This is a genomic window from Fischerella major NIES-592, assembly GCF_001904645.1.
Classification (GTDB): domain Bacteria; phylum Cyanobacteriota; class Cyanobacteriia; order Cyanobacteriales; family Nostocaceae; genus Fischerella; species Fischerella thermalis.
On sequence record NZ_MRCA01000002.1, the window covers coordinates 233,235 to 248,726 of the forward strand.

At 41.4% G+C, this 15,492-nt stretch carries 12 protein-coding genes; 4 read left to right on the forward strand and 8 right to left on the reverse strand.

Annotated features, from left to right (window positions below; genetic code table 11):
• The first annotated feature begins 608 nt into the window (after positions 1 to 608).
• Positions 609 to 1,202 carry a DUF1997 domain-containing protein gene (locus tag NIES592_RS04905; RefSeq protein ID WP_062243024.1) on the forward strand — a complete coding sequence of 198 codons (594 nt, stop codon included), beginning with the start codon at positions 609 to 611 and terminating at the stop codon, positions 1,200 to 1,202.
• A gap of 103 nt (positions 1,203 to 1,305) precedes the next feature.
• Here the strand turns inward: NIES592_RS04905 and NIES592_RS04910 are convergent, their stop codons facing one another.
• The 4 genes from NIES592_RS04910 to NIES592_RS04925 all read right to left on the reverse strand — a co-directional run bounded on the left by NIES592_RS04910 (position 1,306) and on the right by NIES592_RS04925 (position 8,038).
• Positions 1,306 to 1,968 carry a ribonuclease HII gene (locus NIES592_RS04910; RefSeq protein ID WP_062243027.1) on the reverse strand — a complete coding sequence of 221 codons (663 nt, stop codon included), beginning with the start codon at positions 1,966 to 1,968 and terminating at the stop codon, positions 1,306 to 1,308.
• 24 nt (positions 1,969 to 1,992) lie between these two features.
• The gene (locus NIES592_RS04915; RefSeq protein WP_073555089.1) at positions 1,993 to 4,032 is read right to left on the reverse strand and encodes an Rne/Rng family ribonuclease; all 2,040 of its coding nucleotides are present in this window, start codon (positions 4,030 to 4,032) and stop codon (positions 1,993 to 1,995) included.
• A gap of 562 nt (positions 4,033 to 4,594) precedes the next feature.
• On the reverse strand, positions 4,595 to 7,297 hold the full coding sequence (locus NIES592_RS04920; protein ID WP_073555090.1) for a TIGR03960 family B12-binding radical SAM protein: 2,703 nt from the start codon (positions 7,295 to 7,297) through the stop codon (positions 4,595 to 4,597).
• A 438-nt stretch (positions 7,298 to 7,735) separates the two neighbouring features.
• On the reverse strand, positions 7,736 to 8,038 hold the full coding sequence (locus NIES592_RS04925; RefSeq protein WP_062243037.1) for an STAS domain-containing protein: 303 nt from the start codon (positions 8,036 to 8,038) through the stop codon (positions 7,736 to 7,738).
• A gap of 443 nt (positions 8,039 to 8,481) precedes the next feature.
• Between NIES592_RS04925 and NIES592_RS04930 the strand changes: the two genes are divergently transcribed.
• Complete coding sequence (locus tag NIES592_RS04930) at positions 8,482 to 8,676, forward strand: hypothetical protein (RefSeq protein ID WP_062243040.1); 195 nt, start codon at positions 8,482 to 8,484, stop codon at positions 8,674 to 8,676.
• Positions 8,677 to 9,137: 461 nt separating this feature from the next.
• Here the strand turns inward: NIES592_RS04930 and NIES592_RS04935 are convergent, their stop codons facing one another.
• Positions 9,138 to 9,494 carry a hypothetical protein gene (locus NIES592_RS04935; RefSeq protein WP_073555091.1) on the reverse strand — a complete coding sequence of 119 codons (357 nt, stop codon included), beginning with the start codon at positions 9,492 to 9,494 and terminating at the stop codon, positions 9,138 to 9,140.
• Positions 9,495 to 9,758: 264 nt separating this feature from the next.
• Here NIES592_RS04935 and clpS point away from each other — a divergent pair, with 264 nt between their 5' ends.
• Positions 9,759 to 10,040: an ATP-dependent Clp protease adapter ClpS gene (gene clpS / locus NIES592_RS04940; protein WP_009456056.1), complete on the forward strand. Its 282-nt coding sequence runs from the start codon at positions 9,759 to 9,761 to the stop codon at positions 10,038 to 10,040.
• Positions 10,041 to 10,158: 118 nt separating this feature from the next.
• Positions 10,159 to 11,007, forward strand: coding sequence for a CPBP family intramembrane glutamic endopeptidase (locus NIES592_RS04945; RefSeq protein WP_073555092.1), 849 nt, complete (start codon positions 10,159 to 10,161; stop codon positions 11,005 to 11,007).
• 80 nt (positions 11,008 to 11,087) lie between these two features.
• Here the strand turns inward: NIES592_RS04945 and NIES592_RS04950 are convergent, their stop codons facing one another.
• The 3 genes from NIES592_RS04950 to NIES592_RS04960 all read right to left on the reverse strand — a co-directional run bounded on the left by NIES592_RS04950 (position 11,088) and on the right by NIES592_RS04960 (position 15,377).
• Positions 11,088 to 13,112 carry a WG repeat-containing protein gene (locus NIES592_RS04950; protein ID WP_073555093.1) on the reverse strand — a complete coding sequence of 675 codons (2,025 nt, stop codon included), beginning with the start codon at positions 13,110 to 13,112 and terminating at the stop codon, positions 11,088 to 11,090.
• Positions 13,113 to 13,212: 100 nt separating this feature from the next.
• A complete protein-coding gene (locus tag NIES592_RS04955) occupies positions 13,213 to 13,851 on the reverse strand; it encodes a pentapeptide repeat-containing protein (RefSeq protein ID WP_062243053.1) in 639 nt (212 codons plus the stop codon).
• Positions 13,852 to 13,973: 122 nt separating this feature from the next.
• Positions 13,974 to 15,377 carry a DICT sensory domain-containing protein gene (locus NIES592_RS04960; protein ID WP_073555094.1) on the reverse strand — a complete coding sequence of 468 codons (1,404 nt, stop codon included), beginning with the start codon at positions 15,375 to 15,377 and terminating at the stop codon, positions 13,974 to 13,976.
• Between the last annotated feature and the right edge of the window lie 115 nt (positions 15,378 to 15,492).

Genomic DNA, 15,492 nt, shown 5'->3' on the forward strand with positions numbered 1-15,492 from the left:
TCTTTTTAGAGTCGAAGAAGGTAGGGATACTAGAGAAAGTTAGTTAGGGAATAAAGACTTCTATCCCAAATCCAAACTGCTAAAGTTACTCTGCATGAAGTCTGCACTTCAGATTTGGTAGATACTTTTTCAATTTCTGTTGAGAATAAAAACTTGAATGGTAAAAATTACACCTAATACTTGATAGAATACACTTTATAACATATAATCACTTAGCAGCAAATAGAATAACAAAGTAATTAAAATATAAATTTATAATTGTAGACGTCCGCAGATCGACTTCAAGGTAGAGTAGCCGGAGGGAACTACCCGAAGGGCTTTTGGCAGGGTACAAAGATAAACACAGATCACACTGATAATCTGCACTGATAATCTATCTGCGTGAATAGTATTGTATTGTGCTTGTTAAGCAAATCAAATTCTGGAAAATTACCAAAAAACTTATATTGCTTCTTCAGTTCATATTAGGTGTGATTTATAATTTATAGTATATAACTCTTCAGTCAATACAGATGAAAAAAAATTTAGTCTGCTCGCCCTGATTTTTTATCAAAAACTCCAAGAATTAAAAAATAATAGAATTATAAAACAATTATTTTCATGAACGCATGTCTACCAAATTTACCGCTTCCCAGTCGGTAGAAATTGCTGTTCCACAACAGCCCATTCCCATTCAGCACTACTTGCGTCAGCCTCAACGTCTGGTCTATGCATTAGTAGACACCAATCGAATTCAGCCGTTAGCTGATGATATATTTCGTTTAAAAATGCGTCCCCTTGCTTTTATGTCACTCAGTATTCAGCCCACCGTAGACATGAAAGTTTGGGCAGAATCTAATGGTAAAATTCATTTGCGATCGCAAGGTTGTGAAATCCTTGGTATTGAGTATATTAACCAGCGCTTCAATCTAAGTTTGAAAGGGCATTTATCACCATATCAATTCAGCACTGGCACTCATTTACGAGGCAGAGCGGATTTAGAAGTCGAGGTAGAGTTACCACCACCGTTTTCCTATACTCCTAAGCCAATTTTAGAAACCACTGGCAACGGTTTATTGAAAAGTGTACTTTTAACGATTAAGCAAAGACTATTACATCAATTAATAGCTGATTATCGTCGCTGGGTAATGCTACAAACCCAAGAAGGAAAGCTGATTAGCGATGATCAAACTCCAGAGTTACCGATTTTTAATCTTGAGTAATCATCGTCGAGACTGGTAGGAGGAAGGAAGACAAGGAAGACACGGAGGAGAAATTGCTTCCTTGTCTCCGTGTCACCACGTCTTTTTCCCTCTCCCTTGTCCATTAAATTCGGCAAGGACGAAAAGACTTGCGGTGTAAAGGTGAAGGCCCATGTTCTTGCAGTGCTAGTAAATGCTTTGGACTTCCATAACCCTTATTTTGCTCTAAGTCATACATGGGATATTTAGAGGCAAGCCGCACGATTAACTCGTCTCGCCACACCTTAGCAATAATACTAGCAGCAGCAATAGCCAGCGATCGCTCGTCTCCCTTGACAATCGTTTGTTGCAGGAGTGGCAAATCGTTAATTGATTGCTTACCATCAATCAAGCAGAGTGTAGGCTGCACCTTTAGCTTCAGCACTGCTCGCTTCATCGCTAAAAGTGTAGCCTGCAAAATATTTATTTGGTCAATTTCAACAACTGAAGCAAAGCCTATTTTATAGTCAATAGCAACCGACCGGATATGCTGAGCTAGCTGACTTCTGCGAGAGCTAGACAGCTTTTTACTATCCTTGATTTTTGCTGCCATCAGTGCAGACAAAGCATCATTTGGTAATATCACTGCTGCTGCGACCACAGGCCCAAACAAACAGCCCCGCCCTACTTCATCCACACCTGCAACTGGCCCACAGATGTCTGAAAACGCGGAGAATTCTAGCCAACTTGCTTGCTTTTGAAGTGTTGGCGAATCAACAGAAGCTTTATCTGGCTTGAGCTTGGCCATATTTAAGGTTTTGAACTTTTAGCTTTAGCTTTGCCCTGTTGATGAATCTGTCTCCAAAGCAGAAGAACGACGGCGACGACGACGGATAGCAGTACTGGTAGTAGCTTCTGTTTCATCTGCCATCATAGGCAAGTCAGGTGTCTCTGTCGTTACTGGTGGTGATGATTCTGTTTGTACCGGAGCCTCTATGGTACTAGTTGCCGTTTGAGCAATTACTTCCGGGGTTGTTTCTGGGGGCATAGTAGCAGCTTGACCAGGCAGAGTGACGTTAATAATCACAGACTTGGGATTTCTCACTTCCCGGTTCAACTTCACTAATGGTGAAACTCCCATCAAAGCATACACATCTTGTTCCGGTGGTGTCATTTCCACGGTGACAATCTCCGGTGGTTCTACCACTGGTTTGACTATCTCTGGTCTTGAGACTTTAGCTCGTTCTCCTCTTTCCACCCAACCTGATTTATTAATATTAGGTATTGGTAAATCAGAAGTCTCTACTAAGTCTCTGTCTGCATCAATGTCCATATCTGGCTCATTTACCAGTGATAACGGGTTGCCATTGATGCGTGGTTCTTCTTTACCGTTGCCACCATTTAGACCAATGCGACGACGACGACGCCTTTTGCTATCACTAATTTCTTGATAGCTGGGATGGTTGCTAAGATTCAATCCACCTAAATCGCTATCGTGTTCGTATGCTTCCCCGAATCCTTCGTAAATTTCTCGTGGTTCACTCAAGCGAGGAGATGGTAAACGGGGTTCTCTTTGAGGCAAAGATACAAAGCGTTCTGGTAATTCAGATGGTGATGCGATGGAACGGGTTTCTGTTTCTCCGGGTAAATGCACAATATGCCCTAAACCACCACAGGTTTGACAAGGTTCGCTAAACAATTCGTAAATGTTTTGACCTTGACGTTTGCGGGTGAGTTCTACTAGACCAAGTTCCGTTAATTGAGCAATCTGAGGACGGGCTTTGTCTGCTTTCAGGGCTTTGTTAAAGTGTTCCAGGACGTGCTGTTGGTCACGTCGTGTTTCCATATCAATGAAATCAACGACGATCACACCAGCAATATTCCGTAAACGTAGCTGGCGGGCTATTTCTGTAGCAGCTTCGCAGTTTGTCCACAACACTGTTTCCCTAGCTGTTGCCGATCGCGTAAATGAACCAGAGTTGACATCGATCACTGTTAATGCTTCGGTGGGCTGGATGATAATGTAGCCACCAGAAGGCAGGTCTACTCTGGGTTTCAGGGCTTCTTTGATCGCTGCGTTGATCCGGAAGTATTCTAAAATTGCTGTGCGATCGCGGTGGTGGTCGATTAACAATCCTTGTGGTACTTGTCCACCACTCCAGTTTTGCAAATACTGCTTCACCCGTTTTAAGCCAGTACTGGAGTCTACGACTATGCGGTTGACATCCGCACCGTACATATCTCGCAATACACGCTGGATAAAGTCATCATCCCGGTTGAGCAGTGCAGGGGCGCGGGTAGAAACTGCTTCTTGCTGAATAGCTTCCCATTGTTTTTGTAGGTTTTCTAAATCCTCAATGATTGCTTCTTCTGGTTTGCCTTCTGCTTCGGTGCGAACCAACAAACCCATCCCCGCAGGTTTAATTAAAATTGCTAATGCCCGTAAGCGGTTACGCTCATTTTCATTTTTGATTCGGCGGGATAAATTTACACCCCGTCCGTAGGGCATGAGTACGACGTAACGTCCGGGTAAGGTAATGTTACCTGTAAGCCTTGGCCCCTTTGTTCCTGTTGGTTCCTTCATTACTTGCACCAATACTTTTTGTTGTGGTGCTAGTAATTCCGTGATGGCTGCTGCTGTACGCTTCAGCCGTAATGGGCCTAAGTCTGTAACGTGAATAAACCCGTTGCGTTCTGGGTCGCCGATGTTTACGAAAGCGGCATCTATCCCAGGTAATACATTTTCCACTACTCCTAAGTAGATATCACCAATCTGGTGATGACCTGTAGCAACAACTAATTCTTGTATTTGATCTTCAGAAAATACGGCAGCTATTTGATGCTGCTCCGCGATAATAATTTGTTTTGGCATTCAATTTCCTCAAAAATTGGCAGCAAAAATAGACTTGGGGGTATGTTGTCCCTGTTGCCCCTACAAGCCCAAACAGGCGCTGCTGTTGTAAAAACTGCGAACTAAAGCCCACACTTAAAGAGCTATCGACTGGGAAAATGCGTTTACACGCCCGGTTCTTCCAGAACGGCTGCATATTATTTAAGCAATTTAATCACCCGTCCGTGGTTAATTTTTAATGCAATGCACTCATTCTCTAAGAATTAGGCATTCAGCATGTGTGTTAAAAATCATAAAGTTGAGAGAAGCCGACGAAGCCTTTTATGTAGTCACTGATTCACAAGGTAGCCATCAAGAGAGAGTGTTCTTGAATCTGCCTGGTGGTGGTCTGGGATAAAATCCTAGATGTTGCTCTCTAAATCTTTGCTTTCAAACCCTGAGTACCAGGATTGTGAACCAAATAACTCAATGCAGCGCCAGAAAATTCTCTTCATATCATTCTAACGCAACCTTGTTAAAAATCAATTCCCTATATCCAAAATTGAGGGGCAACTAAGTAGCAAGTTACCCCTTAAAGTGTTAATTAGTCGCGCAAAAGCAAACGCTGGCGATGGATTTGCAGTAGTTGTAATTCTTGACCTGATACTTGTTCCAGCATAAACAGAACTTGTTCAGGACGCAACAGCGTGCCATCTGGACAACAACTACCCAGATAACGCAAACTCAATGCTGATTGTGTAACAACATCAGTAGTTTCCACCAATTCCATCTCAAATAAGCGATCGCGCAGATTTACTAACTGAGTTTTGCCTGACTTGGTTGTTTGCTCGTACCAAAGCTCGCTTTTGTGTTTAATTGTATCCAGCCAATCTTGCCATTGTGTTGCTGTTGATGATTCTGGGACAGCGATTGTAAGTACATACTCCGCAGTTTCTAGCCCTTGGGTAGCAGCAGGAGCTTTTAAATCCAACTCCACCACATCATATATAGGTATGTCACTGGGTAGTACCTCTACCAATCTCTGGCGAAAAGTAGCCACATCCAGTCGCTGGGTTAACTCAAAATCCGCAATTTCACCACTACTGGTAGCTCCCAAAGGCAAAGCTGAAGCCACAGAAATCCGTGGTGATGGATGATACCCACCAGTAAAGGCAATTGGCAATCCGGCTCGCCGCATGGCTCGATCAAACAAGCGCATGATATCGAGGTGGCTAACAAGAGCCATATCGCCCTGTTTACCAAACCATACCCGTAGTCTTTGAACTCTTGTAGTATTAGGTACAAACTGTCCCGCAAATTCTGGAATTGGTAGTGGGGGAATGACAATGTTATGACCAAAGTCTGGGCCGCAGACACCACAGTGAGAACAACCATCAAAAGAGCAATCAGGAACGATCACAGCTTCTAAGGCACGTTTTAAGTCTTCTTGTAGCCACTTTTTGTCGATACCCGTATCTATGTGATCCCAAGGTAGGGGTTTGTCGAGGGAGGCTTCTGTGATAGGGTGGTGGGGTTTCTGTGATGGAGCGGTGGGGTGGTGGGGAGATGGGGAGAAAGATTTCACCCCATCTCCGAATCCCCCCATCTCCATGACATTCCACTCGCCATTCTCAACTTGGCGGTATTTCCAACTGAGACCAGCTTCAGCGATCGCAACTCCCCAAGCATTATATGCACGCTCGATGCTGTCGTACCAGGAATCCATACCTGCACCTAATTCCCAGGCTCGACGTAAAACTTTACCAAGAGAGCGATCGCCTCTACCGATAAAGTCTTCCATTGCCGACAGCCGCACATCTGTAAAGTTTACCTTCACGCCTTTCATGCGGCGGAATTCTTGTTGCAGCAATTTTTGCTTACGTTCAAACTCAGCAGTAGCAACTGAGTGCCACTGAAATGGCGTATGGGGCTTGGGTGTAAAGTTAGAAATTGTTAAATTGAACGCCAGTGGTTTTCTACCTTTGGCTCGACATTCCCGTTGTAACCAACTGACTGTCTCCGCAATACCCAATACATCTGCATCGGTCTCCCCAGGTAAACCGATCATGAAATATAACTTAATTTTATCCCAGCCTTTTTCCCAAGCTGTTTTTACACCTCGTAATAACTCTTCATTCGTCAAACCTTTGTTGATAATATCTCGCATTCTTTGCGTACCAGCCTCTGGGGCAAAGGTTAGACCACTTTGTCGCATTCCACCCAGGATATTAGCGATATTTTCATCAAATCTGTCTACCCTCTGGCTGGGTAAAGAAAGAGAAATATTATCATTTTTGAGGCGATTTTTGATTTCCATGCCCACTGCTGGGAGGGACAAATAATCAGAACAACTCAAAGAGAGCAAAGAAAACTCATTATACCCAGTTTCCCGCATTCCCTTCTCAATTGCTGCCACCACCTTTTCTGGTTCCACATCCCGTGCTGGACGGGTGAGCATTCCTGGTTGACAGAAGCGACAACCACGAGTACAACCACGTCGAATTTCAATCGTCAAGCGGTCATGGACTGTTTCAACGTAAGGAACCAACCCAATTGAATAAGCAGGGATTGGCGTAGCAACTCGTCGCAAAATCCGTTTGGGTACATCTGGGCGGTTGGGATGTACAGAACCATCCGCAGCCATATCGTAAAACTGGGGAACGTATACACCCGGTATCTGTGCCAAGTCTAGCAAAAGTTCTTGCCGACTTAACCCTGCTTGTTTACCTTCTTCTAAAACTAAACCAATTTCTGGCAGAAGTTCTTCACCGTCTCCTAAGGCGAAAAAGTCAAAGAAATCGGCGTAGGGTTCGGGGTTGGATGTCGCCGTCTGTCCACCAGCAAAAATCAAAGGATAACAAGAGGGTTGGGGAATATTGCCATGTCCCCTTGTCTCTTCATTTCTTTCTTTCCAGGTCAAGGGAATCTCAGCCAAATCCAACATTTCTAAAATGTTGGTGGCTCCGAGTTCATAACTGAGGCTAAAACCCAAAATATCAAATTCTGTGAGCGATCGCTTTGACTCAACGGCAAATAATGGCGTTTTAGTTGCCCGCAATTTGGCAGCTAAGTCTGAATTTGGTAGGTAAGCGCGATCGCATAATTGACGTGGTTGGGCATTCAAGATGTTATAGAGAATGATATGCCCTAAATTAGAGGCTCCTACTTCGTATACTTCAGGATAAGTCAATACCCAACGTATCACTGCCGTTTCCCACGGCTTGCGTATTGCCAGACGCTCATTACCCAGGTAACGACCTGGTTTGATGATATCTGAGGTGATTAGTTTTTCAACTGCAATAGCCACTGTGCTATTCTTTTAGCTATTTTTAATAAATTTCTTTGACACAACTTGGATATAGATTAAATCATTTAAGATTTGCTGAACAGCATTCTGCTAAAGAATTTTAATCCGTCTTAAAAAGCTTTGAGATTTCCTCCGGGACGCTGCCCGCAGATGCAAAGCATCTACAAACTTTTCGCAAAATCCGTCTTGAAAAGCTTTCAGCCTCGCTATCGCTTTCGGACTTACGCTAACGCTGGAAGCCACTACCCTTACGGGAAGACCCTGTGCGTCTACGTGTCTACAAACTTTTCGCAAAATCTAAAATCCAAAATTGGTATTACTCACCTCCAACCATAGCATTGATTAGGTAGTTTCAGAATGTTAATTAGTGTTTACAAAATTTTTCATGGCAATAAACTCAAAAGACAGTGAGAATAAACCTAAAATACTACTTTAGCTTCAAAATATGTCAAAAACTTTATCGAGTTGGGTAAGTTCAAATACAATTCTGATAGATGGGGAAACCGAGCAAAGGCTAAATTGTCTACCTAAGTCTTGAGCAAACTTGAGTGCAGATACTAACGCCATTAAGCCAGCACTATCTAATGCTTCTACTTGCTCCAAATCTACCAGCAATCTATTGCTTGTATTTTGTGCCAGTGCTTTTATTAAATCTTGTTGAAATTCCAGAGCATTAGCAGCATTTAAACTACCCTCAGGACGAATGACCGTAATTGTTGGATTCTTAAGCACCGCTTGCATAGTGTCATCCTAAATGTAATGTAAAGTTTTTGAATAGTGGAAGATAGATGTATTTGACCATATACTCTTTCTGCTTACATCGACCATTCGTATTACTTCTCTTTGCGGAATCTTTATTGGTCTAATATTTCTGTTTAAAGATTGTCAAATCCCGGATAAAATGTATTTAAGTATACTTTTGTTAAAATAAAGATTAAATATTATTGCTTGCCATGTCTCTCAGTTTTCAATCAATTATTACTAAAGTTGGTGGATGCCAACATTAAAGCAATGTTAAAAGTTATGCCTGTACCTCAACCATGTGATAGACGCAGGAAGTGATCGCTAATCAAATCACTTCTAAGGTGTGATTCAGATCACTGCTAACCTACGTACCAGATCACATTTTATACAAAATTGTAGCTGAGATAATAACTACTATAAAGTTGGTTGGTTAATTACGTATGAAAACCAGATATGTTATTCGTCAACTAGTAGAAAGAGCGCTTCTGATTAAAAAATTAACTCCTGAAATAGAAAATGAAATTAACTCAGAACTAACAGAAATGGGTTACATCTCTGACATTGATTATGAAGCATTGGAATTGTTAATGGCAGAAATGGATGCTGGTCGTATCCAATTAGTGCCAAATATCTAAAGAATACTTGCTACTACAGTACTTTATGTTACTAATATACCTAAAAATTAACTGCAAATAATTAAACTTAGGAATTTGGTGACACAAGTCTTAGTAACAGCAACGTTTGCTGATATTTTGTTTCAAAAATTTTTCAATATTGAAAATTAATTACAGGGCACGCTTTGTTTGCAGAAAAAGGAAAAAGGGCTTTGGATTTCCTTTTGTGGTGTAAGCAGTTTAAAAGCGTGTACATAAACTTAACAACTATTTATTTTTTAGCGTCGCTAAAACTTTTCTCAAAGGAGATTATAAACTCTTCATCAAAGCTTTGATTATTTAGAAATCATGTCCAATGTGAATTAATATACCTAAGACATTATATTTTCATAGAGACATGGGAAATTTTGCGTATTTATTTAGAATTTAGATATAACCTGAAAAGCTTTGAGTAAGTATCATTTTTATCCCACACAACGCTACTAGCCTGTACATCCTTTCTTATGGGCTTGCCAAACTTTATGAATAAACTGATGAAGTAGCTGTTTAGCAGGTGAGTCTAGTTCAGGTTTTGGTTCTTTTGCGAATACCTGACTCAATATATCAATGACTTCTGTATCTAAAGCTGGTCTAAATAAAGTTATAGGCCAAAGTAGGTCAGACGCTTCACGTAAATCATTAATGATTGGTGGTTCCGAAGATTTGACCAATAACAGCAAAGGACGTACCCAGCACAACTGACGGGAAATCACAACTTGAATCACTTCCGCATATAGTTTGCTATCATCATGCTCTAAAGATACTATTTGCCCTAGTTGAAAATTAGGTGTAATCTCCATATTCACATAGCTTCAGCAGTGGCAATCATTGTGCTGCTGCTCTTTTAATTTTAAAAGCTATCATAGGCAATAGCAATTTGCGGACAAGGGAAAGGGGAAAATACCAACGACTAACAACTAACCATTAACCATCAACAACCAGCTAATTACTACCAACAACCTTTTTAGTGCTATACAATAGTTTAAGTAACTGTAAAGCTAATTCTAGTAAACAACCTTTAAACAAAAATTTGTTGTAGTAAATTACCAAAAGAGCAAACTACCGTGTCAGTCGAAACCCAACAGAAGCGTTCAACATCCAGAAAACTAGCGCCTCAGTATCGCGTTTTGCTCCATAACGACGACTACAACACTATGGAGTATGTGGTACAGGTTCTATTAACCACGGTGCCCAGCCTGACTCAACCTCAGGCTGTTAGCATTATGATGGAAGCCCATAGTAACGGTCTTGCTTTAGTGATTACCTGCGCTCAGGAACCTGCTGAGTTTTATTGTGAGACATTAAAAAATCATGGTTTGACCAGCACAATTGAACCAGAAGAATGAATCAGTTAATAGTTAATAGTTATTAGTGGTCAGTTTGATCACTAAGAAATTTTAAAACCAAGTTGGTTTCTCAGTGAGATAAACTAACTTAAATTCCTAAAACTATATCCAACTTGGTATGAAAATAAACCTTGCTTCTATAGCCCAGCGTTCTGTATTCATCAGGCTGGGTTATTTTGTTTTCGCTTTATTAGTACTGTGGTCGCCTTTTGCCATACCAATATATTTACTAGTTCATGACAAAAATTTGGTAAATATTATTACCATGGCACTACTGTATATAGAATTTATTGTTCTACTAAGAATATGGAGTAAGCAAGTTTACAAACAACCTCACATTTTTCAGCACTACGGTTTACAATTTACGCGATTAAACGGCGTAGATTTACTGAAGGGTTTGGCTATTGGATTTATTAGCATTTTGATTTTATTTGGTTTAGAAGGTTTGCTAGGTTTATTGGTATGGCAACAACCCAAAGTTTTTTTACTAAAAGTAGTATTAGAAGGTTCCCTCACAGGTTTAAGTGTTGGGTTTGCTGAAGAATTGTTATTTCGAGGCTGGTTGCTGGATGAGTTGCAGCGAGATTATTCTCCTCGTGTAGCACTTTGGGCAAATGCAATGATTTTTGGGGTATCGCATTTTATTAAGCCAGTCCAAGCAATTATTCACACATTGCCACAACTCCCTGCTTTGGTGCTGCTGGGGTTGACTCAGGTATGGGGAAAGCGCTGGCGTAGGGGACGTTTGGGTTTACCTATTGGTTTGCATGGTGGTTTAGTTTGGGGTTATTACATCATTAATGTTGGGGGATTGATTGAATACACCAATCGGGTTCCTGATTGGGTGACTGGGGTAGATAAGAATCCTTTGATGGGGGTGATGGGGTTAGTGTTGATGGGCGTTTTGGCGTTTTGGATGAGGGGACAAGCATCCAGAGTAGCTATAGATGGATCTAAGAATGCATAATTGCGAATAGATCGATGATTTATTGATGATACAAGCCGACAAATTTGCCAGTGGGGTGAATCTAAAATTTTCTGACGTAATTACTGAACTGTTAAGGGATTGCGAATATAGCCATCTTTTTCACTATCAATCCATGCCAACCCTTCAGAAAAGGTTCCAGCACTGTTAAATTGTGGTTGAATTACGAAGTTACCATTTTTGTTAATATAGCCCCACTTATTGTCAAATTTAACCGGAGCTAGTTCTTCAAAAAAGTTGTAAGCTTCAGTAAATAGTGGTTGGATCACGACTGTGCCACGCTTGTCAATGTAGCCCCATTTACCATTCGTCTTTATCCCTGCTAAGCCTTCAGAAAAATTATAAGCATGATCAAATTGCGGTTGAATTATGATTTTACCTGTCTTGTCGATGTAACCCCATTTGTCACCAATCTTGACTCTCGCCAGTCCTTCGGCAAAGCGATAACCATCATCAAATTGTGGCTGAATTACGATTTTACCTGTCTTGTCGATGTAACCCCATTTGTCACCAATCTTGACCTCCGCATGTCCTTCAGAAAAGTTCCCAACACCATCAAACTGTATCTGGGTAATGAGGTTACCGCTTTTGTCAATAAAACCCCATTTACCACGATTCTTGACGGGTGCTAGCCCTTCTTTAAAATCGCCAGCACCAGTGAATTTTCTCTCAATGACAAAATTCCCTGTTTTATCAATAAAACCACAAGTACTGACAACACATGCCCTTGCTAGCCCCTCAGAAAAATTATTTGCATTGTCTTTAGTAAATTGCTGAGGGATGACAAAGTTTCCGGTCTTATCGATATAGCCCCAGTTTTGTCCCGCAATCCATGCTTTTGCTAGTCCTTCAGAGAATTTACTCACGTCGTCAAACTGCGGTTGAATTACTATTTTGCCACTCTTGTCAATATAGCCCCACTTACCGTCTACCTTTACCTCTGCAAGCCCTTCAGAAAAACTACCAACACTATCAAATTGTGCTTGAATGGCAAAATTGACATTTTCTGAAGAGGTAGGGGAAGTTGATGCTGTGGTTGATGTATCTGCTGGTGTAGGAGAACTAGCTATTAGTGACGGAGTTGAAGTTGTTACCGGTGGTGGAGATGGAGAACGACTTAGTAGAGCGACAATAGAAATAACTCCTATTCCCAATCCACCTAGTCCAATTAAACTTCCCCATAGTAATGGTTTGGGAATTTGTGAAACTATAGCAGTTAGTGTAGAAGATACAAAAGGTTGTGAATGTGGTTGTGAATGTGGTGTTATTGCATTTAGCGCTTGTAATGCCTCAGATGCAGACTGGTAGCGTTGGCTAAAGTGATAGCGTACCATTGTGGTTAAAATATTGGCTAGCTTATCGCTCACCTGTACATAATTGCGCCAAATCAATTCACCTGTTGTATTATCCATCAGTAACTGTTGCGGCATCAAGCCTGTGAGAGCTTGGATACCAATCATACCCACCGCATAGATATCGCTGCATAATTTGGGGTCACGATTAGCTTGTTCACTTGGCATATAGCCAGCAGTACCGATCGCAATGGTAGATCTGACCTGACCTTGAGTATTCAATGCTAAACTGCCAATCTCTTTAACTGCCCCAAAATCAATCAGAACAATCTTTCCATCACTTCGACGCCGCATTAAATTTTGGGGTTTAATATCTCGGTGGATGATATTGCGCTGATGGACGATCGCCAATACTTCTAAGATTTCCTGCAACAGTCTGACAACTTCATTTTCACTAAAACGCCTACCAGGAGTCAGTTCTTTGCTCAAATCATGCCCATCAACAAATTCCTGAACTAAATAAAATTCGCCATTTTCTTCAAAGTGAGCAAACAGCCTTGGTATTCGATCATTTTGCCCTAATTGGTACAAAACTTGTGCTTCTGTTTCAAACAATCTTCTGGCAATAGGTAAAACAGATGGATCGGGACTGGTTGGTTTTAGGTGTTTGACCACACATTGGGCATAAGTGGGTAAATCCATATCTTTTGCTAAATATGTGTCAGCAAATCCACCACTCCCCAGTTGTTGGACTATCTGGTAGTGATTACGCAGGATTGTTCCATTGACCAGCATAAGGTTGAACCAGTAGGGCTAAAGCTAATGTGATTGTATTAATCAACATCAATGCTCAACCGTTTGATTACTGAAAAAATAATATTTTAGTTACTTTTGTTTAAGAAGTAACCTCAGCCATTGTCCCCACTAAGCAAGCCCGATCTAAATTCACTCCACTTAAATTTGCCCCTTCTAACTCTGCACACAGTAAATTTGCACCCGTCAAATTTGCCCCTGCTAGATTTGCCTCTCTCAAGTCTGCTTCTTCTAAATTTGCTTCACTCAATAACGCCCCTTGTAAATCTGTACGACTTAAGTCTGCACCTTTGAGATTAGCTCCTGTAAGGTTGGCACCTCGCAAGTCAGCACCCCGCAAGTCAACCCCTTGTAAGTTGACATTCATCAAATTTGCACCACTGAGAAAAGCACCAGCAAAAGATACTTCACTCAGTCTCGCCCCCATTAAATTAGCACCACGTAAATTGCTACCCCGTAAGTCAGCGCCTGTCAAATCTGCTTGCATTAAATTCGCACCCATTAAATTAGCGCGCAAATCAGTTGCTTGTAGGTTTGCTCCCATTAAATTTGCACCTTCCAAATGGGCGCCTTCAAGTTTAGAAGCAGTAAAATTTGTACCTACAAGAGTAGCACCAGCAAAATTGATGCGGTTTAAATCCAAGTTTGATAAATCTTCGTCTTCTAAGTTGGCTCCTGCTAAGTGCTTGGTTTTTCCTGATTTAATAGCTTCGATGTTCATGTGGTTGTTAAAAAATTTATTTAACAGTTAATTGGAGGTTTGGGTGAAGTCGTAATTTTGGAAACGCAGAGGGACGCTGAGGAAAGCGCAGAGGTACGCTGAGTTTTTATGGGTATAATTTGCTAGGAATTAATATGTGAATTTTGGTTTGTTTCTACACTATTTTTGGTTTCACTCTCTAGTCGAGAATCCAATAACCACATACCTGTACTGACTTTGGGTGTAATTATGGGTAACTCTAGTCCTTGTTGTAAGCCCATAACTAATAGTGTCAAGGCATCTATCAGTTTTGGATCGAACCGTCGCGATTGTTGTCTGCATTCTTCTAAAGCTTGATTGATGATTTCTTCACGGCTTAACTGAGATGATTGTTTTTGATGCACTCGCCATTGAAATTCAACTATGAGCGCCAAAATTCTCGATTCTAGAGGAATTTGATCGCCAGCTAGTCCCGCAGGTTCACCAGTTCCATCCCACCACTCGCTTTGGTGAGTGATAATTTGTGCTACTGCTCGTAGCCTGGGCATGGTTCGCAGTACCTGCACGCCTGGTACAAGAGGACAAGTTAAGGGACAACTGGGTGCATCTTCTTGGTAAGAGGTAGTGATACCAGAAGTGAGTACACTTTCTACTCTTTGCAGTGGCTCTATACGGTGTAGTAATCCGGCTAAGCGCAATCTTTTGATTTGCCATGCAGGTAAATCTAAAAGTTGCCCCATTGTTTCTGCTAACGCTACAACTTCTGCTGCTGCCATGGGATTGGTTATATCAGCAGCATCTATAATTTGTGCCATCCGCAAAAATGCCTGGATTTCATTAGAAACTAGGTTATTATCTAGGGCTTGGTGGCGGATGGTGGTGGGAACGGATATGTTTACTTGCTCGGTTTGGAGGTAATCAACTACGCGGGAAACTACTGCACTTAATTCTTCTGGTGTAGCTAAGCTAGGTTGAATAGCTTTTTGATCAGCAGTGAGTTTTGCTGCTAATTGTGGATTGTAGCGTTGGATGTGAGCGATCGCTAATGTGGCTGTTTCTTTGACTAACTCTGGTTCAAATGTCCACAAGCCGTAAAATTTTCTTTCTAAATCTGACCCAGGCAATCCAGAACTACCATAATCAGCAGCAGATAATTCTTGACAAATTACCATTGCTGTGTATTTAGGTGATAAAATAATCAAGTGCCATTCTTGGGCTACCGGATCAGCCGGATCTAAAGCAACTAAGTTGACATTAGGTAACTGACTCGTGGAATGTTCTGCCCAGCCAGTATCTGGGGCTGCCATGATGGCTATTTGACACGATTTTTTGGCGATGTCTGCGTATCGTTCTGCCTCTTGGAGATACCATTTTCCTCGTTCAAAGGCGGTAATTACCAAGGGTGAGGTGACATCATTCAGTATATGGTCTTCTAGAGCATGGCAGAGGGCGACTAGGGTATTTTTATAGTACACCCCGAATCTAATCGGTCTTTTGCTATGGCGATGAGCTATTTCCAGCTGTTGGAGTATGGAGCCTTCTAACATGAGGTTTGATTAAACGAACCGCGAGTGATGCCTCTGGGCAATGAGGGAAAATAAGGGCTTATGACACTTTAGTTTACAGTTTGATACTGAATTATGCTATCTAATTAGAGTCCTA

Excerpts from the sequence above, each read along its gene's own strand:
- NIES592_RS04915 (WP_073555089.1), bottom strand. The coding sequence starts at position 4,032 with ATGCCAAAACAAATTATTATCGCGGAGCAGCATCAAATAGCTGCCGTA.
- NIES592_RS04955 (WP_062243053.1), bottom strand. The coding sequence starts at position 13,851 with ATGAACATCGAAGCTATTAAATCAGGAAAAACCAAGCACTTAGCAGGA.
- NIES592_RS04950 (WP_073555093.1), bottom strand. The coding sequence starts at position 13,112 with ATGCTGGTCAATGGAACAATCCTGCGTAATCACTACCAGATAGTCCAA.
- NIES592_RS04930 (WP_062243040.1), top strand. The coding sequence starts at position 8,482 with ATGAAAACCAGATATGTTATTCGTCAACTAGTAGAAAGAGCGCTTCTG.
- NIES592_RS04925 (WP_062243037.1), bottom strand. The coding sequence starts at position 8,038 with ATGCAAGCGGTGCTTAAGAATCCAACAATTACGGTCATTCGTCCTGAG.
- NIES592_RS04945 (WP_073555092.1), top strand. The coding sequence starts at position 10,159 with ATGAAAATAAACCTTGCTTCTATAGCCCAGCGTTCTGTATTCATCAGG.
- NIES592_RS04935 (WP_073555091.1), bottom strand. The coding sequence starts at position 9,494 with ATGGAGATTACACCTAATTTTCAACTAGGGCAAATAGTATCTTTAGAG.
- NIES592_RS04910 (WP_062243027.1), bottom strand. The coding sequence starts at position 1,968 with ATGGCCAAGCTCAAGCCAGATAAAGCTTCTGTTGATTCGCCAACACTT.
- NIES592_RS04905 (WP_062243024.1), top strand. The coding sequence starts at position 609 with ATGTCTACCAAATTTACCGCTTCCCAGTCGGTAGAAATTGCTGTTCCA.
- NIES592_RS04960 (WP_073555094.1), bottom strand. The coding sequence starts at position 15,377 with ATGTTAGAAGGCTCCATACTCCAACAGCTGGAAATAGCTCATCGCCAT.